This is a genomic window from Streptomyces sp. NBC_00539, assembly GCF_036346105.1.
Taxonomy (GTDB): domain Bacteria; phylum Actinomycetota; class Actinomycetes; order Streptomycetales; family Streptomycetaceae; genus Streptomyces.
The window spans coordinates 5,763,824-5,783,263 of the sequence record NZ_CP107811.1; the positions used below are offsets into that span (position 1 = coordinate 5,763,824).

The following is a 19,440-nucleotide window of genomic DNA, read 5'->3' on the forward strand; positions in this document are numbered from 1 at the left end:
TGGCCTACGGCCGTTCTCCGCGGTCAAGTAGGGTATTGGATCTAGCTGGTCGCGGGGGAGGCCCAGATGGCTCGCGTAGTCCTGCCGGAGGATTCCGCAAAGGAAATCTCCGAGTTGATCGACGTCCTGATCTCTTTGTTCTTCGAGTCATTACCCCGGCGGGACCAGCGAAACTGGGCCCGCGTATATCTCAACGGTCTCGTGCGGACCAACGGGAAGAAAACGATCCGCAACCTCGCCGGGACCGGGGCCAGTTCCGTCGAACAGAGCCTCCAGCAGTTCATCAGCAAGTCCCCGTGGGACTGGACCCCCGTACGCCGCTCCCTCGCCCAGCACATCGAACGCACCGCCCAGCGACCGCTGGCCTGGGTGGTGCAGCCGATGGTCATCGAGAAGGCCGGCGACCGCTCCGTCGGCGTGGGCCGCCAGTTCGTCCCCCAGCTCGGCCGCACCGCCAACTGCCAGCAGGCGGGCGGCATCTGGCTCGCCTCCAGCGAGGCCAGCTTCCCGGTCGAATGGACCCTCACCCTCCCCGGGCCCTGGACCAGCGAACTGCTGCGCCGGCGCCGGGCCGGCATCCCCGACACGGCGCGCTCGCTCACCCCCGCCCAGGACGCCGTGCACGCAGTCCAGCGCATGGCCGCCACCTGGCAGCTCCAGCGGCGCCCGGTGGTGATGGAGGTCTCCAACAGCGACCTCCCGCAGTGCATCGAGTCCTTCGCGCTCCAGGACATCCCCTTCGTCTTCAAGGTCGACGGCTCACTGCCCGTCTCCTTCGGCGGGTCCGGACGCCACAAGCCCGGACCGCACACCGCGCCGGCCCGGGAACTCATCGACTCCCTGCGCTCCCAGCGCCGGGTCGTCGAATGGACCCGCCACGGCCGCGCCGAAGGCGCGGTGACCCTGCTGACCTCGGCTTCCATCCTCGCCACTCCCGGCGAGGACCGGCCCGCCCCCGCGCCGCCCACCCCGCTGCTGCTCGTCGGGGCCTGGACGGAGGCCGCCCTGCTGCCGTCGGAGTTCTGGATCACCAATATCGGGGACCGGCCGCTCGCCCAGCTCTTCCTGCTGGCCAAGCTCACCGACCGGGTCTCCCTCGACTTCGCCGAGACCTGCGAACCCGTCGGGATCCGCGACTTCGAGGGCCGCTCCTTCCGCGGGTGGCACCACCACGCCACCCTCGCCAGCGTCGCCCACGCCGCCCGGCTGCTGGGCAGCGCCGGCACCCGCCTTCCCGAACCCGCGGCCCTGCCCTACCAGGGCCCGGCCCGGCCCCGCCCGGCGGCCGTCCTGCCGCCGAGGCCGCTCATACCCGGGCAGGTCGCACGCCGGGAGTACATACGCTGATGCTCGACATCGCGGGGGAACTGCGCACCTGGTGCGCCGAGCGGCGCGACTTCGCGCTCGCCACCGTCATCGCCGTCAGCGGGAGCGCGCCGCGCGGCCCCGGTGCCTCGCTGGCCGTCGACGCCGCCGGCACCGCCCTCGGCTCCCTGTCCGGGGGCTGCGTCGAGTCCGCCGCCCACGAGCTGTGCCTGGAGGCGATCGCCACCGGGGAGGGGGGCGTCCACCGCTTCGGGTACAGCGACGACGACGCCTTCGCGGTAGGGCTGACCTGCGGTGGGGTCCTGGACGTGCTGATCACCCCGGTACGCGGGCACGACCCCGTGCGCCCCGTCCTGCGCGCGGTGCTCGACCACGCCGAGGCCGGCACCCGCACCGCGCTCGCCCGGGTGGTCGCCGGGCCGCCCCGGCAGCTCGGCCGGGCGCTGGCCGTCCACGCCGACGGCTCCTACGAGGGCCACCTGGGCGGCGGCCCCGACCTGGACCGGGCCGCCGCCGAACGGGTACGGGACCTGCTGCTCGCCGGGCGGACCGGCACCGCCGAGCTGGGCACGGCCGGCGGGCTGTGCGGGCAGCCCCTGACCCTGTTGGTCGAGTCGGCCGCCGAGCCGCCCCGGCTGATCGTCTACGGGGCCATCGACTTCGCCGCCGCCCTGGCGCGGATCGGGGCCTTCCTGGGGCACCGGGTCACCGTCTGCGACGCCCGGGCCGTCTTCGCCACCCCGGCCCGCTTCCCCGGCGCCGACGAGGTCGTCGTCCAGTGGCCGCACCGCCACCTCGCCGCCGAATGGGAGGCGGGCCGCCTCGACGCCCGTACCGCCGTCTGCGTCCTGACCCACGACGCGAAGTTCGACGTACCGCTGCTGGCCCTCGCCCTGCGGCTGCCGCTCGCGTACGTGGGGGCCATGGGGTCGCGGCGCACCCACGCCGAGCGGGCCGCCCGGCTGCGGGAGGAGGGCCTGTCCGAGGCCGCGCTGGCCCGGCTGCGCTCACCCATCGGCCTGGACCTGGGCGGCGGCACCCCCGAGGAGACCGCCCTCGCCATCGCCGCCGAATTCACCGCCGTCCGCCACGGCGGAACCACGACTCCCCTGGCCGCCCGGCCCGGCCCGGTGCACCGGCGGGTGCTCCCGGTGGGCGGGCCGGCCGGGCGGGGATGACGCGACCTGGAGGAACGGACCACCCGGTCCTTTATGTCCTGGAGGATCGGACCGGGCTGCATGAACACCGGGTCGTGGGAGAATGAAGTACGTGCGTTTCCTCGGCTGACCCGTCGAGGGCCAACTCCGATCGACTGGGATGTTCAGCACGTGCGTTTCCTCAATGACCAGAAGCCGCCGTACGACCTGACGTACGACGATGTGTTCATGGTGCCGAGCCGGTCCGCGGTCGGTTCCCGTCAGGGCGTCGACCTCTCCTCGCCCGACGGCACCGGCACCACCATTCCGCTCGTCGTGGCCAACATGACCGCCATCGCGGGACGCCGGATGGCCGAGACCGTCGCCCGCCGCGGCGGCCTCGTCGTCATCCCGCAGGACATCCCGATCGAGGTCGTCACCGACGTCATCTCCTGGGTCAAGACCCGCCACCTCGTGCTGGACACCCCCATCACCCTGGCGCCCACCCAGACCGTCGCCGACGCCCTGTCCCTGCTGCCCAAGCGGGCCCACGGCGCCGGAGTCGTCGTCGACGCCGACAACCGGCCCGTCGGCGTCGTCACCGAGCACGACCTGAGCGGCGTGGACCGCTTCACGCAGCTCTCCGAGGTCATGTCGAAGGAGCTGCTGCTCATCGACGCCGGCATCGACCCCCGCGAGGCCTTCAACAAGCTGGACGCCGGTCACCGCAAGCTGGCCCCGGCCGTCGACGAGGACGGCAGGCTCGTCGGCATCCTGACCCGCAAGGGCGCCCTGCGCGCGACCCTGTACACCCCGGCGACCGACGCCAACGGCAAGCTGCGCATCGCCGCGGCCGTCGGCATCAACGGCGACTTCGTCGGCAAGGCCAAGCAGCTGCTCGACGCGGGCGTGGACACGCTCGTCATCGACACGGCCCACGGCCACCAGGAGTCGATGATCAGCGCGATCAAGGCCGTCCGCGCGCTGGACCCGCACGTCCCGATCGTGGCGGGCAACATCGTCGCCGCCGAGGGCGTCAAGGACCTGATCGACGCCGGTGCGGACATCATCAAGGTCGGTGTGGGCCCCGGCGCCATGTGCACCACCCGCATGATGACCGGTGTGGGCCGCCCGCAGTTCTCGGCGGTGCTGGAGTGCGCCGCCGAGGCCAAGAAGTACGGCAAGCACGTGTGGGCCGACGGCGGCGTCCGCCACCCGCGCGACGTGGCGATGGCGCTGGCCGCCGGTGCGTCCAACGTGATGATCGGCTCCTGGTTCGCCGGGACGTACGAGTCCCCGGGCGACCTCCAGCAGTCCGCCGACGGCCGGTTCTACAAGGAGTCGTTCGGCATGGCGTCCGCGCGCGCCGTGCAGAACCGCACCTCGGAGGAGTCCGCGTACGACCGGGCGCGCAAGGGCCTGTTCGAGGAGGGCATCTCCACCTCGCGGATGTTCCTGGACCCCGCGCGGCCCGGCGTCGAGGACCTGATCGACTCGATCATCGCCGGCGTGCGGTCTTCCTGCACGTACGCGGGCGCGGGTTCCCTCGCGGAGTTCGAGGAGAAGGCCGTGGTCGGCGTCCAGTCGGCGGCCGGCTACGCGGAGGGCAAGCCCCTGCACGCCAGCTGGAGCTGACCCGCACCGCCCCGTGGCCCCGCCCCCCTCCGCCAGGACGGGGGGCGGGGCCACGGGCATGCCCGGACGTGATGCGCTCAAACCCGGTCGGGCCGCTCCCCGGGCCCCGACGGGTGGACGCCCGGGCGGTACTTGGGGATCCGGACCGTGACCTTCATCCCGGCGCCGATCCCCGTCTCGATGACGAGTCCGTAGTCGTCCCCGTAGACCTGCCGCATCCGCTCGTCCACGTTCGGCAGCCCCACCCCGGACGAGGAACCCGTCCGCTCACCGGCCAGGATGCGGCGCAGCAGGGCGGGATCCATCCCGACGCCGTTGTCCTCGATGGTCAGCACCGCCTCCGGACCCGCGTCCCGGGCGGCGATGGTGATCCGGCACCGGGCGGTGGAGTCCTCCAGCCCGTGCCTGACCGCGTTCTCCACCAGCGGCTGCAGGCACAGGAACGGCAGGGCCACCGGCAGCACCTCCGGCGCCACCTGCAAGGTCACCGTCAGCCGGTCGCCGAACCGGGCCCCGGCCAGGGCCAGGTACTGCTCGATGGAACGCAACTCCTCGGCGAGCGTGGTGAAATCGCCGTGCCGCCGGAACGAGTACCGGGTGAAGTCGGCGAACTCCAGCAGCAGTTCCCGCGCCCCCTCCGGGTCGGTGCGCACGAACGAGGCGATCGCCGCGAGGGAGTTGAAGATGAAGTGCGGGGAGATCTGCGCCCGCAGCGCCTTGATCTCCGCCTCCATCAGCCGGGTCCGCGACCGGTCGAGCTCCGACAGCTCCAGCTGGACCGACACCCAGCGCGCCACCTCCGTCGCGGCGCGCACCAACACCGCCGACTCCCGCGAGCCGTACGCCACGAGCGCGCCCAGCACCCCGTCCTCACCCGTCAGCGGGGCGAACACCGCCCACTTGAGGGGGCAATCGGGCCGCTGGCAGTCCGTGCGCAGGCTCATGCTCCGCCCCGACTCCAGCATCCGCGCCACCCGGGCCATCGCCCGCCGCTCGTGGTGGTCGGCGCCCGGCCCGTCCCAGGCCAGCACCGCCTCCCGGTCCGTGAGGCACAGCGCCTCGGTACCGAGCAGCGAGCGCAGCCGCCGGGCCGCCTTGCGGGCGGCGTCCTCGGTCAGCCCCGCCCGCAGCGGGGGAGCGGCCAGCGAAGCGGTGTGCAGGGTGTGGAAGGTGGCCCGCTCGACGGGGGTGCCCAGGTCCAGCCCCGTGGCCCGCTCCTTGCGCCGGGCCTGCCACCTGCCGCCGGCCCAGCCGAGGGCCGGCAGGGCCGCCGCGCCCAGCAGCGCCAACGCCGAGGGCACCGCCCCCGTCACGGCCTGTGTCACCGCCCCGTCCACCGCGCGCCCCCGCTCCGGTCCCCGGCGACGTCCTCCGGCAGGTGCAGCCGGGCCAGCGTCGCCGCCGTACCGGCGGGGACGCGGGAACGGGTGGCCAGGGACACCGCCACCATCGTCAGGAACCCCAGCGGGACCGACCACACCGCCGGCCACGCCAACAGGGTGTGCGCCCAGCCCGCCGGCACGAGCCCGACCCGGGTCGCCACCACCGCTCCCAGCGCCGCCCCGCCACCGGTGACCAGCCCCGCCACCGCGCCCGGCGGGGTCAGTCCCCGCCACCAGATGCCCAGCACCAGCAGCGGGCAGAACGACGACGCCGACACCGCGAAGGCCAGCCCCACCGCGTCCGCCACCGGCACGTCCGCCGAGGCCACCGCCCCCACCAGCGGCACCAGCATCGCCACCACCACCGCGAACCGGAACGTCCGCACCCGCCGCCCCGGCAGCACGTCCTGGTGCAGCACCCCGGCCACCGCCATCGTCAGCCCCGACGCGGTGGACAGGAACGCCGCGAAGGCGCCCCCGGCCAGCAGCGCCCCCAGCAGCTCCCCGAGCAGCCCGCCCAGCATCCGCCCCGGCAGCACGAGCACCGCGGCGTCGGCGTCCCCCGTCAGGGCCAGCTCGGGCGCGTAGATCCGGCCCAGCGCCCCGTACACCGGCGGCAGCAGGTAGAACACCCCGACCAGGCCGAGCACCACCAGCGTGGTGCGGCGGGCGGTCCGCCCGTCGGGGCTGGTGTAGAACCGCACCGCGACGTGCGGCAGGCCCATCGTGCCGAGGAACGTGGCCAGGACCAGCCCGTACGTGGCGTACAGCTGGTGGTGGTGCCGGTTGCCGGACAGCGGCTCCGACCAGCTCGACACGCCCAGCCCCGCCTCCGCCCGGGCATCGGGCACCACGCTGTCCGGGGTGAACCGGAGCAGCGCGCGGGCCCGTACGGTGTGCTGCCCGGCGGCCAGCGTCACCGGCTGCCCCGTGTACGAGCGGCCGTCCACCAGCCCCGTCACCGTCAGCGTGAGTGGCGCGCCCAGCGTGATCCGCATGTCCTGGGCGGCGGTGACGGCGGTGTGCTCGCGGAACACCGCCGGGGCGTCGAAGGTGGCCCGCGGCGCCCCGTCCGCGGCCCAGGCACCGATCAGGAAGAACGCGGGGACCAGCAGGGCGGTGAACTTGAGCCAGTACTGGAAGGCCTGCACGAAGGTGATGCTGCGCATCCCGCCCGCCCCCACGGCCGCCGTGACCACCGTCGCGACGACGACGCCCCCCACCCAGTGCGGGGCCCCGGTCAGGATCTTCAACGTCAGCCCGGCCCCTTGCAGTTGGGGCAGCAGGTACAGCCAGCCGACGCCGACCACGAACAGCACCGCGATCCGCCGCACGGCCCGGGACTCCAGCCGGGCCTCGGCGAAGTCCGGCAGGGTGTACGCGCCCGAGCGCCGCAACGGGGCCGCCACCAGGACCAGCAGCACCAGGTACCCGGCCGTGTACCCCACGGGGTACCAGAGCATCTCGGGCCCCTGGAGCAGCACGAGCCCCGCGATCCCGAGGAAGGAGGCGGCGGAGAGGTACTCGCCGCTGATGGCCGCCGCGTTGAGGCGGGGGCCGACGGTGCGCGAAGCCACGTAGAAGTCGGAGGTGGTACGGGATATGCGCAGCCCCAGCGCGCCGACCAGCACGGTGACCAGGACGACGACGGTGACCGCGGTCAGCGCGTACGTCTGGTTCACCGGCACGTCCTTCGGCAGGCTGAGGGGTCCGGCGAGTGTACGCAGCGCCGTACGCCGGGCGACAGACGCGATCAGGCACGAAGGTGGCCGAACGGCGTGCCCCGGGCCGGGGGTGGGCGGGGGTTCGGCGGCGGGGCCCAGGCGGCGGGGCTCAGACGGCGGGGTCGCGGTGCTCCGCACAGTCCCGCAGGGCGATCTCCAGCTCCACGTACGACTCTTCGGCCCGACGGAAGGCCAGCGTCAGTGCCGCCTCCGCACGCGGCGGCAACTGCCGCCGGGCCCCGTCCTGGGCCTCGTACAGCACGTCGGCCCAGCGTGCCGCCACGCTGCGCAGCCGGGCCAGCAGGGCCTCGGCCTCGACGGGGCCGGCGGGCCGGGTGCGCGGCAGTCCGGTGAGCGCGTCCAGCAGTGCCTGGATGTCGGGCATGTGCGGGGCTCCTCCCGGACCGGAAGATCCACGATACGCGCGGGCTGCCCGGACGGTGCGGGTACCGTCCACCGCTGCGGCCGACGGGCCCGGGGCGTCGCCGTACGCCCGTCCCGGCGCGACGAACGGCGACCGGCGCGCGCCGGACGGTCGGCGGGCGCCGGTCGCCGCGGGCCCGGCGGCGGGGCCGGTCCGGGGCGTCCGTCAGCCGGTCGCGTGCCGCATCAGCAGGTCCCGCAGCTCCCGCGAGTGGCGGCGGCTGACCTGGAGCTCCGCCGACCCCACGCGGACGCTGGTGGTTCCCCCGTCGAGCCGCAGTTCGTCGATCCGGCCGAGAGCCACCAGGTGGCGCCGGTGGATCCGGACGAAGCCGCGCGCCGCCCAGCGTTCCTCCAGGGTCGACAGCGGGATCCGCACCAGGTGGCTGCCGTCGCCGGTGTGCAGCCGGGCGTAGTCGCCCTGGGCCTCCACGTACGCGATGTCGGCGATCGCCACGAAGCGGGTCACCCCGCCCAGTTCGACCGCGATCTGCTCGGTGGACCGGTCGGTGGCGGTGGCCCCGGGGGCCGGCGTGCGCTGCACGGGCAGGGCCGGGTCCGCCGCGGGTCCGGTGGGCCTTTCCAGCTGGGCGCACGCCCGGCGGACGGCTTCCGCCAGCCGCTGCGGCCGCACCGGTTTGAGCACGTAGTCCACCGCCTTCAAGTCGAAGGCCTGGACGGCGAACCCCTCGTGCGCGGTGACGAACACCACCAGCGGGGGACGGGCGAACCCGGCCAGCAGCCGGGCGATGTCCAGCCCGGTCAGCCCGGCCATGTGGATGTCGAGGAAGACCACGTCGATGCCGTCGGGCCCGTCCGGTCCGCTCTCCAGCGCCCGCGTGACCCTGCGCAGGGCCTCCGTGGCGTCCTGGGCACCCACGGCGCTGCTCACCCGCGCGTCGGAGCGCAGCAGGTAGAGGAGTTCCTCCAGGAGGGGCTTCTCGTCGTCGACGGCGAGTACGCGCAGCATGGAGCCGAGTCTAGGTTCCGTCCCCCGCCTGCGGAACGGTGCGCCGGGCACGGGTGCGCGGCCCCGGCCCCGGGGGGAGGGGAGGGCGGGGCCGCGCGGTCAGGTGGTCTGCGGGGGGCTTACTGGGCCGTGATGAGCTTGCCGTCGGGGGCGACCGCGTACCAGGTGCCGCCCGCGCCCTGGCCGTTGGTGTCGCCGGCCTTCTTGTCGCCGGTGAAGGTGTAGACCGGCCAGCAGTTCACCGTCTGCTGCTTCTTGCCGTCGGGGCGGTCCAGCACCAGGAAGTTCTTCTCGACGATGCCCTTGGCGTTCGCCTTGTCCACCGGGGGCACCACCGGCCACTTGGCGACGCAGTCGCCCTCGCACTTGGAGACCATCGGCCAGGCGGTGTCCGGCTTGAACCGGTAGACCGTCATCCCGTTGCCGTCGACGATGTGCTCCCCGAGCTTGGGGTCCTGCGCCACGGTCAGCGCGCCCGTGGTCTGACCGGCGCCGGCCGGCGCGGTGGCCGGCTTCGCGGCCTTCTTGCCGTCCGGTGCCGCCGCGAACCAGGTCCCGCCGACGCCCTGGCCGTTGGTGTCGCCCGCCTTGGTGTCCTTGGCGAACCGGTACACCGGCCAGCCGGCCACCGTCAGCTGCTTGCTGCCGTCGGTGCGCACGACCTCGCCGAGCAGCGACGCGTCCATGCCCGCGGCGGCCGTGGCGTCGCCGGCCGCGACCGCCGGCCAGGCCTTGGCGCAGTCGCCGTCGCAGGTGGACTTGGGCGGCTTGGCGGTGTCCTTGTCGAAGCGGTAGAGGGTGAAGCCGGCGCTGTCGGTGAGGACCGGGCCCAGCTTCTCGTTGGCGGCGATCGCCAGCTGGCCTGCGCCCTTGGCGCCGGGGGCGCCGGCCGCCGCCGGGTCGGCTCCGTAGGAGTCCGCGGCGGGAGCCTGGGCGGCGGCCCCGGCCGGCGCGGTACTGCCGGCCGCCTTGTCGTCGCCGCCGCACGCGGTCGCCGTCATGGTGACGACGATCGCGATCGCGGCCAGGGAAGTTCCGCGCTTGATACCCATGTTGATCACTCCCACGTGTGGTGTCCGCCGAGTCCGTCGCCGGAGGTCGGCAAGTCGTGCAGGACACGTCGTGGGGACGGCGCTCCGTTCACCCGGGGCGGTGTGTCCTCTTTCACCTATCCCGCGTCGAACCCGGCCCGCCGCAGGGCCGTGACCACAGCGAGGCCCAGGACCCGGTGCCCGTCGTCGTTGGGGTGCAGCCCGTCCGCGAGGTGCTCGGGTGCGAGCAGGTCCCGGCCCGGCAGGAGGGCCAGGCGGCCGTCCCCGGCGGTGATCCGGTCGCGGACGGCGCGCTCCATGGCGTCGCGCAGGGCGCCCAGGGTGGCGCCGAGCCGGTTCGGGGTGCGCTCCGCCTCGGGGCGCAGTACGGGGGACAGGAGCAGCAGCGGGGTCTGGGGGTGGCCCTGCCGGACGAGGTCGAGGAACGCGCGCGTGGTCTCGTAGAGCATCGGCGCGGAGAAGGGCACCCGGGACCAGCAGTTGGTGCCGAAGGCGAGGGTCAGGGCGTCGGCGGGGAGCCGCGCGAGCTGTTCGGCGGTGGCCATCTCCCCCCGTGCGGCGCCCGCGTACCCGAGGTTGACGGTGTCCCAGCCCAGTTCCCGGCCGGCGACGGCCGCCCACCCGTGGGCGGGGCGCGTGGACCACCAGCCCTCGGTGATGGAGTCTCCGTGCACCACCCAGCGCGGGACCCGCGGGGCGGGGGCCAGGGGGCCGCCGATCCCGCGCAGGCCGAGCACCAGCGGCGACTGCGCCTCCGGCGGGTGGACGGTGAACGGTCCGCCCCCGCCGGGCAGGTCGATCCGGACCACGGCCTCGGCGGCCGGCTCGGTCCACACCTCGTGGACCGCCCCGTGCCGGTCCCACAGGGCGAAGCCGTGCGCGATGTCACGCAGCGCGTCGGTGGGGCCGGGCACGGTCGCCCGGTAGCGGATCTCCACGGCGCGGGCCCGATCGGCGGTGAACTCCAGCCGGACCCCGATGGGCAGCGCGGCCCGTTCGCCGGTGTCCCAGGGCAGCCGCATGGTGTCCGCCGGGTCCGCGCGCACCGGCCGGCCCTCGTCCAGCCAGGCGACCCCGCGCAGGAAGGGGCCCGGGTCCTGCCACGCGTCGTCCGCGCCGCTCCCGGGGTCCTGCCACGCCTCGTCCGCGCCGCTCACTGCTCTCACGCATCGCCTCCGGTCTCGGGTGCGGGAACCGCTTCGATTCGTACCCCGCATCGAGGACTTCGACCGCCGCGCGGGCGAACCCGTGGAAATGGGACGCGGAAGCGGTCTGCGCAGTGATCGATCGTCCCCGCGCAACAAAGGGCCATCTGGGACAGATCCGCGCAACGATCGTGCGGCAATGTGCAAGGATGGTGCATTACGGGCGGTATCACTCAGCTCGTAGGCTCACTCGCTGTACGTGGAGTGGCGAGGACCGCCTGCTCGGCGGTCCCCCCATGCCCAGGCAGGCTCCTGCTCGCCTGTTCCTGCTCCGGACCGCTGCGGTCGACGCCTGAGAGTCCCCATCCGCAGTGTCAAAGGAGTCCTTTCGTGCTCGAAACCGGCCAGGCGCCACCGCTCACGTCCGAGCCCAGCAAGCCTGCCCATCCTTTGCTGCGCCGCAAGCCGGTCGAGCAGCTGGTCGCCGAGGGCGGCCAGGGTGAGGGCGGATCGCTGCGCCGCTCGCTCACCATGTGGCAGCTCACGATGATCAGCATCGGCGCGACCCTGGGCACCGGCATCTTCGTCGTCCTCGGCGAAGCCGCTCCCAAGGCCGGCCCGGCCGTGACGATCTCCTTCGTCATCGCGGGCCTGACCGCGCTGTTCTCGGCCCTGTCCTACGCCGAACTGGCCGGGTCCGTCCCGGTGTCGGGATCCTCGTACTCGTACTCCTACGCCACCATGGGCGAGTTCATCGCCTGGATCTGCGGCTGGTGCCTGGTCCTGGAGTACGCGGTGTCCGTCGCGGCGGTCGCCGTCGGCTGGGGCCAGTACCTCAACGAACTGCTCGACGGGACCATAGGCGTCACCCTCCCGGAGAAGCTCGCCGCCCCGATGGGCGAGGGCGGCTGGATCAACCTGCCCGCGCTGGTCGTGGTCCTGCTCGCGATGGTCTTCCTGATGCGCGGCGCCAAGGAGAGCGCCACGATCAACTCGATCATGGTCGGCGTGAAGATCGTGACGCTCGTGCTCTTCATCGGCATCGGCGTCATGGGCATCAAGTCCGGCAACTACACCCCGCTGGCACCGCTCGGCGTCACCGGCATCAGCGCCGCCGCCTCCACGCTCTTCTTCTCCTACATCGGCTTCGACGCCGCCTCCACCGCCGGTGAGGAAGCCAAGAACCCGAAGAAGGACCTGCCGCGCGCGATCATGCTCTCGCTGGGCATCGTCACGGTCCTCTACGTCCTCGTCGCCTTCGTCGCCGTCGGCGCCATGCCCTGGCAGGACTTCGAGGGCACCGAGGCCGCGCTCGCCCAGATCATGACCAACGTCACCGGCACCAGCGTCTGGGGCGTCGTCCTCGCCGCCGGCGCGGTCGTCGCCATCGCCTCCGTCGTCTTCGCCGTGCTCTACGGCCAGACCCGCATCCTCTTCGCGATGTCCCGCGACGGCCTGGTCCCGAAGGTCTTCGCCAAGGTCGACGCCAAGACCGGCGCCCCGCGCGCCAACGTGGTGATCGTCTCGCTGTTCTGCGGCGCGCTCGCCGCCTTCATCCCGCTCGGCGAGCTGGCGAACGCCACCAGCATCGGCACGCTCTTCGCCTTCGCCCTGGTCAACGTCGCCGTCGTCATCCTGCGCCGCACCAAGCCCGACATGCCGCGCACCTTCAAGGTGGCGCTGTTCCCGGTGACGCCGATCCTCGGCTTCCTCGCCTGCGCCTACATGATGTACAGCCTGCCGGGCGCCACGTGGGTCGCGTTCGGTGTCTGGATGGCCGTCGGCCTCGTGGTCTACTTCCTGTACGGCATCCGCCGCTCCCGATTGGCCACGGCAGAGAAGTGATCCACCCGCAGTGCGACTGAACGATCTCGACGAACGCATCGTGCACGCCCTCGCCGAGGACGCCCGCCGCTCCTACGCGGACATCGGCTCCGAGGTCGGGCTCTCCGCCCCCGCCGTCAAGCGGCGCGTGGACCGGCTGCGCGCGGAAGGAGCCATCACCGGCTTCACCGTCCGTGTGGACCCGGCCGCCATGGGCTGGGAGACCGAGGGCTTCATCGAGATCTACTGTCGCCACAACACCTCGCCGGACGACATCCGGCGCGGCCTGGAGCGGTACCCCGAGGTGGTGTCCGCGTCGACCGTCACCGGCGACGCGGACGCCCTCGTCCAGATCTTCGCCTCCGACATGCGGCACTTCGAGCGGGTCCTGGAGCGCATCGCGGGCGAGCCGTTCGTAGAGCGCACCAAGTCGGTCCTGGTCCTCTCCCCGCTGCTGCGCCGCTTCACCTCCGGCGCCCCGGCCTGACCCCTGGGCGGTCCGCCTAGGCCGATTGCTTGACGCGGGCCGGCGCGTGCGCGTCGAGGAGGGCCCGGCGCTCCTCCTCGGTGAGGCCGCCCCACACCCCGAAAGGCTCGCGGGTCGTCAGCGCGTGCTCCAGGCAGGCCGCGCGCACGGGGCATCCGGCGCAGACGCGCTTGGCCGCCTCGTCCCGGACCTCGCGGTCCTCGCCCCGCTCACCGGCGGGGTGGAAGAACCGGCCGGAACCCAGGTCCCTACAGGCGGCGCGGGACTGCCACTGCCAGTAGTGGTGGGCGGAACCCGGCAGGCGGGAGACGTCGGACATGGCGGTTCCTTTCCGTGGGAAGTCGTCGGTACCAGCGCGTGTGACCCTTCCCCGCGCACTGAAACCCCTTCTCCCGCACCGAAGCCCCTTCTCCCGTACGGGAATCCCCGTCTTCCGGCCCACCGCCGCCGGCCGTACTCGACGAACCCGCGTTACGGCTTCCTCTCCCCGGCCGGGTCCGCGTCCGGCCCGGCGCCCGGGGTGCGCAGCCCGATGAACACCGGCTCGCGGCGCAGGGTGAACCCCATCGACCGGTACAGCCGGATCGCGCCGGTGTTCGCGGCGGCCGCGTGCAGGAAGGGGACGTCCCCGCGCTCGCGCACGGCGGCGGCCACCGCGCGGACCAGCCGCCCGGCCAGGCCCTCACCCCGGTGGCCGGGATGCGTGCACACCGCGCTGATCTCCGACCAGCCGGGCGGCCGCATCCGCTCCCCGGCCATCGCGACCAGCCGGCCCCCGCGCCGGATCCCGAGGTACGTGCCCAGCTCCACGGTGCGCACGGCGAACGGGCCCGGCTGGGTGAGGCGCACCAGCTCCAGCATTTCGGGTACGTCGGCCGGGCCCAGCCGGACCGCCTCCGGGTCGGCCTCGGCCCGTACCTCGCGGCCGTCCAGCTGCACGCCCGGGATGGAGCGCAGCGTCCGCCACCCGTCGGGGGGCGTCGGCAGGCCGGTGAGCCACACCTCCCGGCCCGGCCCGACCAGTGACGCCAGGTCCGCCCAGGCCAGCGGGTCCGCCGGGTCGGCGAGGGCGGCGAAGGCGTTGGCGTCCGGCTGGTAGCGGGCCGCGCGGCCGGCCACCTCGGCGAAGTCCCGGTGCGTACCCGTGAGGGCGGCCCAGACCGGGTTGTCGAGGGGGTGGGCGCCGGTGGCGGTGAGGGTGTCCGAGTCGGGGGACATGGAGTGCCGGATCCTTCGGGTCGGGGGGAGGGCCAAGGGCGTCAGCGTCCGCGAGGGGCGGTTTATGCCCGGCTGACCGGGGGCTCGTCACCGTCCGGCGTCCGCCCCCGCGTACCCTCGTAGCTACGCCGCCGACGCCCAGGGGCCCAGCCGTGAAGGCCCCGCGCAACGAATCTCCGTACCGGCTGCGAAATACGCAACGAATCGATGCTCCGAGCGCAACGGAGACATCTTGTCGCGGTCGAACGGACGAACGTACCGTCTAAGGACACCCTCCCCACCCGTCACAGAGGTACGCCCATGCCCCCGCTGCGCACCGCTCTCCTCCAGAGCTCCGGAGTCCTCGGCGATCCCGCCGGGAACCTCAAGAGGCTCGACGAGGCCGCGTCGCGCGCCGCACAGGGCGGGGCCGGGCTCCTCGTGACTTCGGAGATGTTCCTGACCGGCTACGCGCTGGACCTCCAGGACATCCCCGGGCTCGCCGAAGCGGCCGACGGCCCGTCCGCCGTCGCCATCGGCGAGATCGCCCGCCGCCACGGCGTCGCCGTCCTGTACGGCTACCCGGAGCGGGCGGGCGGGGCGGTCTACAACTCCGCCCAGCTCATCGGCCCCGACGGGACCGCGCTGGCGAACTACCGCAAGACCCACCTCTTCGGCTGCTTCGAACAGGACGCCTTCACCCCCGGCGACGCCCCCGTCGTCCAGGCGGACCTGAACGGCCTCCGCGTCGGCATCATGATCTGCTACGACGTGGAGTTCCCCGAGAACGTCCGGGCCCACGCGCTCGCCGGGACCGACCTCCTCCTGGTCCCGACCGCGCAGATGCACCCGTTCCAGTTCGTCGCCGAACAGCTGGTCCCGGTACGGGCCTTCGAGAACCAGATGTACGTCGCGTACGTCAACCGGACCGGCCCCGAGGGCGAATTCGAGTTCGTCGGCCTCAGCTGCCTGGCCAGCCCCGACGGGGTCACCCGCACCCGGGCCGGCCGCGGCGAGGAGATGGTCCTCGGCGACGTCGACCCGGAGCTGCTGCGGGTCTCGCGCGAGACCAACCCGTACCTGCGCGACCGCCGCCCGGGGCTCTACGCCTCCCTCGTCTGACCTCCCCGGGCCGCCCCCGCCCGCACCCACCACCTGCCGCACAGTCCGTTCGCAAGGAGCCGTACCCCCATGACGTCCACGGTGCCCCCCGCCGTCCCGCACAGCGACGGACAGCCCCCGATCACCATGTTCGGTCCGGACTTCCCGTACGCGTACGACGACTTCCTCGCCCACCCGGCGGGGCTCGGCCAGATACCGGCGACCGAGTTCGGCACCGAGGTCGCCGTCATCGGAGGCGGGCTCTCCGGCATCATCTCCGCCTACGAGCTGATGAAGATGGGCCTCAAGCCCGTCGTCTACGAGGCGGACCAGATCGGCGGCCGCCTGCGCACCGTCGGCTTCGAGGGCGCCGGCACCGAGGGCCTGACCGCGGAGATGGGCGCCATGCGCTTCCCGCCCTCCTCCACCGCCCTCCAGCACTACATCGACCTCGTCGGCCTGGTGACGGAGCCCTTCCCGAACCCGCTCGCCGAGTCCACCCCCTCCACGGTCGTCGACCTCAAGGGCGAGACGCACTACGCCGAGACCATCGCGGACCTCCCGCAGATCTACCGCGACGTGTCCGCCGCCTGGAACGCCTGCCTGGACGAGGGCGCCGACTTCTCCGACATGAACACCGCGATGCGCGAGCGGGACGTCCCGCGCATCCGCGAGATCTGGGCCAAGCTGGTCGAGAAGCTCGACGACGAGACCTTCTACGGCTTCCTCTGCAAGTCCGAGGCCTTCCAGTCCTTCCGCAAGCGCGAGATCTTCGGGCAGGTCGGCTTCGGTACCGGTGGCTGGGACACCGACTTCCCGAACTCCATCCTGGAGATCCTGCGCGTCGTCTACACCGAGGCCGACGACCACCACCGCGGCATCGTCGGCGGCTCGCAGCAGCTGCCGCTGCGCCTGTGGGAGCGCGAGCCCGAGAAGATCGTCCACTGGGCCCAGGGCACCTCGCTGTCGTCCCTGCACGACGGCACCCCGCGCCCGGCCGTGACCCGCCTGCACCGCACCGCCGGCAACCGCATCACGGTCACCGACGCCTCCGGCGACATCCGCACGTACCGCGCCGCGATCTTCACGGCCCAGTCCTGGATGCTCCTGTCGAAGATCGAGTGCGACGACACGCTCTTCCCGATCGACCACTGGACGGCGATCGAGCGCACCCACTACATGGAGTCCAGCAAGCTCTTCATCCCCGTCGACAGGCCGTTCTGGCTGGACAAGGCCGTCGACGACGCGGGGAACCCGACGGGCCGGGACGTCATGTCGATGACGCTGACGGACCGCATGACCCGCGGCACCTACCTGCTGGACAACGGCCCGGACCAGCCGGCCGTCATCTGCCTGTCGTACACCTGGTGCGACGACAGCCTCAAGTGGCTGCCGCTGTCCGCGAACGAGCGGATGGAGGTCATGCTCAAGTCCCTCGGCGAGATCTACCCGAAGGTCGACATCCGCCGCCACATCATCGGCAACCCGGTGACCGTGTCCTGGGAGAACGAGCCCTACTTCATGGGCGCGTTCAAGGCCAACCTGCCCGGCCACTACCGCTACCAGCGCCGCCTGTTCACCCACTTCATGCAGGACCGCCTCCCCGAGGACAAGCGCGGCATCTTCCTCGCGGGCGACGACATCTCCTGGACGGCGGGCTGGGCCGAGGGTGCGGTCCAGACGGCCCTCAACGCGGTCTGGGGCGTGATGCACCACCTGGGCGGCTCCACCGACTCCACCAACCCCGGCCCGGGCGACGTCTACGACGAGATCGCCCCGGTCGAACTCCCCGAGGACTGACCGGTCCCCGGCCCCTGATCACGGGCCGCCCCCGCGCTTCCCCCGGCGCGGCGGCGGCCCGTTCTCATGCCCGGCGCCGCGGAACCCTCACGTGGCGAAGGCGCGGGCCGTACGGGGAACCGGCGCCGTCGGAGTCAGCAGGCACCGGCCCACCAGGCCGACGCCCGCGTCGAGGGACTCGCGGAACTCCTCGGCGAGCTCCGGGGCGCCGCGCAGCGTCCACAGGAGCCGGGCCGCCGCCCAGGCGCCCGAGCGGGCGCGGTCCAGGCTCCAGGAGCCGAGCAGGTGCGTCAGCGGATCGGCGACCTCCAGCAGGTCGGGGCCGGGCATCAGGTCCTCGCGGATGCGTTCCTCCAAGGAGACCAGCACGTCCCCGACCCGGTCGAAGTCCGCTTCCAGGGCCGCCGGTTCGCAGTCCAGGCGGCGGCAGGTGGAGACCACCGCCAGCGCCAGGTCGTGGCCGATGTGCGCGTTGATCCCGGCCAGCGCGTGCTGGAGCGGGCGCACGCCGGGGTGGCGGCGGTACTGGAGCAGAGGCCGCCAGCAGGCCGGGGCCCGGTCCGTTTCCACCGCCGCCAGATAGCGCTCGGCGAAGCGGACCGTGAGGGTCTGGGCCCGGCGCGGCGCGGGGAAGTCCCCGTCCCGGACGCGCCGCTGGAGCGCCTCCGTCACCGTCAGGTAGACCCGGTTGAAGACCGCGACACCGTCCCGCGCGGGCAGCCGCTCGTCCAGGGCGCGCATCCGCGCGAGCACCGCTTCCATGGGAGGCAGCGTCGCAGCCCGGACCGCCCGATCGGGGAACTTGGCCGTGGCCTTCCCCGGTTCGGGCGAAACACCGTCAACCGCGCTTGTCCCCGGACTCCGGGTCGTCGTAGCCGGAGGCACCCGCGTCGAGCAGCGGCCGCTGCTCCTTGAGGTGCGCGGGGGCGAAGTACCGCAGCGTGTGGTAGCCGGTGATCACCACGATCGTGCCGAGCGCGATGCCGCCCAGCTCGAACGTGCCAGTGATGTGCAGCTCGACCCCGCCGATGCCGATGATGATGCCCGCGGCGGCCGGTACGAGGTTCAGCGGATTGCGCAGGTCCACCCGGGCGTTCAGCCAGATCTGCGCCCCGAGCAGGCCGATCATCCCGTAGAGGACCACGGTGATGCCGCCGAGCACCCCGCCGGGGATCGCCGCGACGACCGCCCCGAACTTCGGGCACAGGCCGAACAGCAGGGCGAAGCCCGCCGCCGCCCAGTACGCCGCCGTCGAGTAGACGCGCGTCGCCGCCATGACGCCGATGTTCTCGGAGTACGTGGTGTTCGGCGGGCCGCCGAGCGCGGTCGACAGCATGGAGGCCGCGCCGTCGGCCGCGATGGCGGTACCGAGCTTGTCGTCGAGCGGGTCGCCGGTCATCTCCCCGACGGCCTTGATGTGTCCCGCGTTCTCCGCGATGAGCGCGATGACGACGGGCAGCGCGATGAGGATCGCCGACCATTCGAAGGCGGGGGCGTGGAAGGACGGCAGCCCGATCCACTCCGCCTCGCCGACCCCCGAGAGGTCCAGGCGCCAGTGGTCGACCGCCGGCCCGCCGCCCACCGTCGAGTGGATCTTGCCGAAGACGAGGTCGAAGACCCAGGAGATCGCGTACCCGAAGAGCAGCCCCAGGAAGATCGCGATCCGCGACCAGAAGCCGCGCAGGCAGACCACGGCCAGCCCGGTGAAGAGCATCACCAGCAACGCCGTCCACTGGTCCTGCGGCCAGTACGTCGACGCCGTCACCGGAGCCAGGTTGAAGCCGATCAGCATCACCACGGCGCCCGTGACCACCGGAGGCATCGCCGCGTGGATGATCCGCGCCCCGAAGCGCTGTACGGCCAGACCCGCGAGGAAGAGCGCCGCCCCGACCACGAACACCGCGCCCGTGACGACGGCGCTGTCCCCGCCGCCCGCCCGGATCGCCGCGGCGACACCCACGAAGGACAGGGAACAGCCCAGGTAGGAAGGCACCCGGCCGCGCGTCGCCAGCAGGAACACGACGGTCGCGACACCCGACATCATGATGGCGAGGTTCGGGTCCAGGCCCATGAGGACCGGAGCGACGAAGCTGGCGCCGAACATCGCCACCACGTGCTGGGCGCCGAGCCCGGCGGTACGCGGCCACGACAGCCGTTCGTCCGGCCGGACCACCGCGCCGGGTGCGGGGGTCCGCCCGTCCCCGTGCAGGGTCCAGCCCACGCCGAAGCCCATGTCCA

At 73.1% G+C, this 19,440-nt stretch carries 17 protein-coding genes; 7 read left to right on the forward strand and 10 right to left on the reverse strand.

Annotated elements, in window-relative coordinates:
• The first annotated feature begins 66 nt into the window (after positions 1-66).
• The 3 genes from OG861_RS25955 to OG861_RS25965 all read left to right on the forward strand — a co-directional run bounded on the left by OG861_RS25955 (position 67) and on the right by OG861_RS25965 (position 4,097).
• A complete protein-coding gene (locus OG861_RS25955; protein ID WP_329193559.1) occupies positions 67-1,347 on the forward strand; it encodes an IS701 family transposase in 1,281 nt (426 codons plus the stop codon).
• On the forward strand, positions 1,347-2,504 hold the full coding sequence (locus tag OG861_RS25960; RefSeq protein WP_329193557.1) for an XdhC family protein: 1,158 nt from the start codon (positions 1,347-1,349) through the stop codon (positions 2,502-2,504). Before OG861_RS25955 ends, OG861_RS25960 begins: the two co-directional genes overlap by 1 nt.
• A 150-nt stretch (positions 2,505-2,654) precedes the next feature.
• Positions 2,655-4,097, forward strand: coding sequence for a GuaB1 family IMP dehydrogenase-related protein (locus OG861_RS25965; protein WP_329193555.1), 1,443 nt, complete (start codon positions 2,655-2,657; stop codon positions 4,095-4,097).
• Between the two features lie 77 nt (positions 4,098-4,174).
• On the opposite strand, the gene OG861_RS25970 is transcribed toward OG861_RS25965, so the two are convergent.
• The 6 genes from OG861_RS25970 to OG861_RS25995 form a co-directional block, all read right to left on the reverse strand.
• Positions 4,175-5,410: a histidine kinase gene (locus OG861_RS25970; RefSeq protein ID WP_330261986.1), complete on the reverse strand. Its 1,236-nt coding sequence runs from the start codon at positions 5,408-5,410 to the stop codon at positions 4,175-4,177.
• An 8-nt stretch (positions 5,411-5,418) separates the two neighbouring features.
• Positions 5,419-7,161, reverse strand: a complete 1,743-nt coding sequence (locus OG861_RS25975) for a sodium/solute symporter (RefSeq protein WP_329193553.1) — start codon at positions 7,159-7,161, stop codon at positions 5,419-5,421.
• A gap of 151 nt (positions 7,162-7,312) precedes the next feature.
• Entirely contained in the window at positions 7,313-7,588 is a 276-nt protein-coding gene (locus OG861_RS25980; protein ID WP_329193551.1) for a hypothetical protein, read from the reverse strand.
• A 204-nt stretch (positions 7,589-7,792) separates the two neighbouring features.
• Entirely contained in the window at positions 7,793-8,596 is an 804-nt protein-coding gene (locus tag OG861_RS25985) for a LytR/AlgR family response regulator transcription factor (protein WP_329193549.1), read from the reverse strand.
• Positions 8,597-8,715: 119 nt separating this feature from the next.
• Entirely contained in the window at positions 8,716-9,648 is a 933-nt protein-coding gene (locus OG861_RS25990) for an SCO0930 family lipoprotein (protein ID WP_329193548.1), read from the reverse strand.
• Between the two features lie 116 nt (positions 9,649-9,764).
• On the reverse strand, positions 9,765-10,805 hold the full coding sequence (locus OG861_RS25995) for a GDSL-type esterase/lipase family protein (RefSeq protein ID WP_329202034.1): 1,041 nt from the start codon (positions 10,803-10,805) through the stop codon (positions 9,765-9,767).
• Positions 10,806-11,183: 378 nt separating this feature from the next.
• Between OG861_RS25995 and OG861_RS26000 the strand changes: the two genes are divergently transcribed.
• Positions 11,184-12,638, forward strand: coding sequence for an amino acid transporter (locus OG861_RS26000; RefSeq protein ID WP_329193547.1), 1,455 nt, complete (start codon positions 11,184-11,186; stop codon positions 12,636-12,638).
• Between the two features lie 10 nt (positions 12,639-12,648).
• Positions 12,649-13,104: an Lrp/AsnC family transcriptional regulator gene (locus OG861_RS26005; RefSeq protein ID WP_030027017.1), complete on the forward strand. Its 456-nt coding sequence runs from the start codon at positions 12,649-12,651 to the stop codon at positions 13,102-13,104.
• A gap of 16 nt (positions 13,105-13,120) precedes the next feature.
• Here the strand turns inward: OG861_RS26005 and OG861_RS26010 are convergent, their stop codons facing one another.
• Both OG861_RS26010 and OG861_RS26015 read right to left on the reverse strand, forming a co-directional pair.
• Entirely contained in the window at positions 13,121-13,423 is a 303-nt protein-coding gene (locus tag OG861_RS26010) for a WhiB family transcriptional regulator (RefSeq protein WP_329193544.1), read from the reverse strand.
• 152 nt (positions 13,424-13,575) lie between these two features.
• Entirely contained in the window at positions 13,576-14,322 is a 747-nt protein-coding gene (locus OG861_RS26015; RefSeq protein ID WP_330261871.1) for a GNAT family N-acetyltransferase, read from the reverse strand.
• Positions 14,323-14,622: 300 nt separating this feature from the next.
• Here OG861_RS26015 and OG861_RS26020 point away from each other — a divergent pair, with 300 nt between their 5' ends.
• The gene (locus tag OG861_RS26020) at positions 14,623-15,423 is read left to right on the forward strand and encodes a carbon-nitrogen hydrolase family protein (protein WP_329193540.1); all 801 of its coding nucleotides are present in this window, start codon (positions 14,623-14,625) and stop codon (positions 15,421-15,423) included.
• A 69-nt stretch (positions 15,424-15,492) separates the two neighbouring features.
• Positions 15,493-17,202: a flavin monoamine oxidase family protein gene (locus tag OG861_RS26025; protein WP_329193538.1), complete on the forward strand. Its 1,710-nt coding sequence runs from the start codon at positions 15,493-15,495 to the stop codon at positions 17,200-17,202.
• Between the two features lie 87 nt (positions 17,203-17,289).
• Here the strand turns inward: OG861_RS26025 and OG861_RS26030 are convergent, their stop codons facing one another.
• Together OG861_RS26030 and OG861_RS26035 are read right to left on the reverse strand one after the other, a co-directional pair.
• A complete protein-coding gene (locus OG861_RS26030) occupies positions 17,290-17,964 on the reverse strand; it encodes a DUF5995 family protein (RefSeq protein ID WP_329193537.1) in 675 nt (224 codons plus the stop codon).
• 76 nt (positions 17,965-18,040) lie between these two features.
• Positions 18,041-19,435 carry a uracil-xanthine permease family protein gene (locus OG861_RS26035; RefSeq protein ID WP_329193535.1) on the reverse strand — a complete coding sequence of 465 codons (1,395 nt, stop codon included), beginning with the start codon at positions 19,433-19,435 and terminating at the stop codon, positions 18,041-18,043.
• Positions 19,436-19,440 lie beyond the last annotated feature (5 nt).

Coding starts and splice junctions, on each gene's coding strand:
- OG861_RS25955 (WP_329193559.1), top strand. CDS start 67: ATGGCTCGCGTAGTCCTGCCGGAGGATTCCGCAAAGGAAATCTCCGAG.
- OG861_RS25960 (WP_329193557.1), top strand. CDS start 1,347: ATGCTCGACATCGCGGGGGAACTGCGCACCTGGTGCGCCGAGCGGCGC.
- OG861_RS25980 (WP_329193551.1), bottom strand. CDS start 7,588: ATGCCCGACATCCAGGCACTGCTGGACGCGCTCACCGGACTGCCGCGC.
- OG861_RS25985 (WP_329193549.1), bottom strand. CDS start 8,596: ATGCTGCGCGTACTCGCCGTCGACGACGAGAAGCCCCTCCTGGAGGAA.
- OG861_RS25990 (WP_329193548.1), bottom strand. CDS start 9,648: ATGGGTATCAAGCGCGGAACTTCCCTGGCCGCGATCGCGATCGTCGTC.
- OG861_RS26010 (WP_329193544.1), bottom strand. CDS start 13,423: ATGTCCGACGTCTCCCGCCTGCCGGGTTCCGCCCACCACTACTGGCAG.
- OG861_RS26015 (WP_330261871.1), bottom strand. CDS start 14,322: ATGTCCCCCGACTCGGACACCCTCACCGCCACCGGCGCCCACCCCCTC.
- OG861_RS26020 (WP_329193540.1), top strand. CDS start 14,623: ATGCCCCCGCTGCGCACCGCTCTCCTCCAGAGCTCCGGAGTCCTCGGC.
- OG861_RS26025 (WP_329193538.1), top strand. CDS start 15,493: ATGACGTCCACGGTGCCCCCCGCCGTCCCGCACAGCGACGGACAGCCC.
- OG861_RS26030 (WP_329193537.1), bottom strand. CDS start 17,964: ATGGAAGCGGTGCTCGCGCGGATGCGCGCCCTGGACGAGCGGCTGCCC.
- OG861_RS26035 (WP_329193535.1), bottom strand. CDS start 19,435: ATGGGCTTCGGCGTGGGCTGGACCCTGCACGGGGACGGGCGGACCCCC.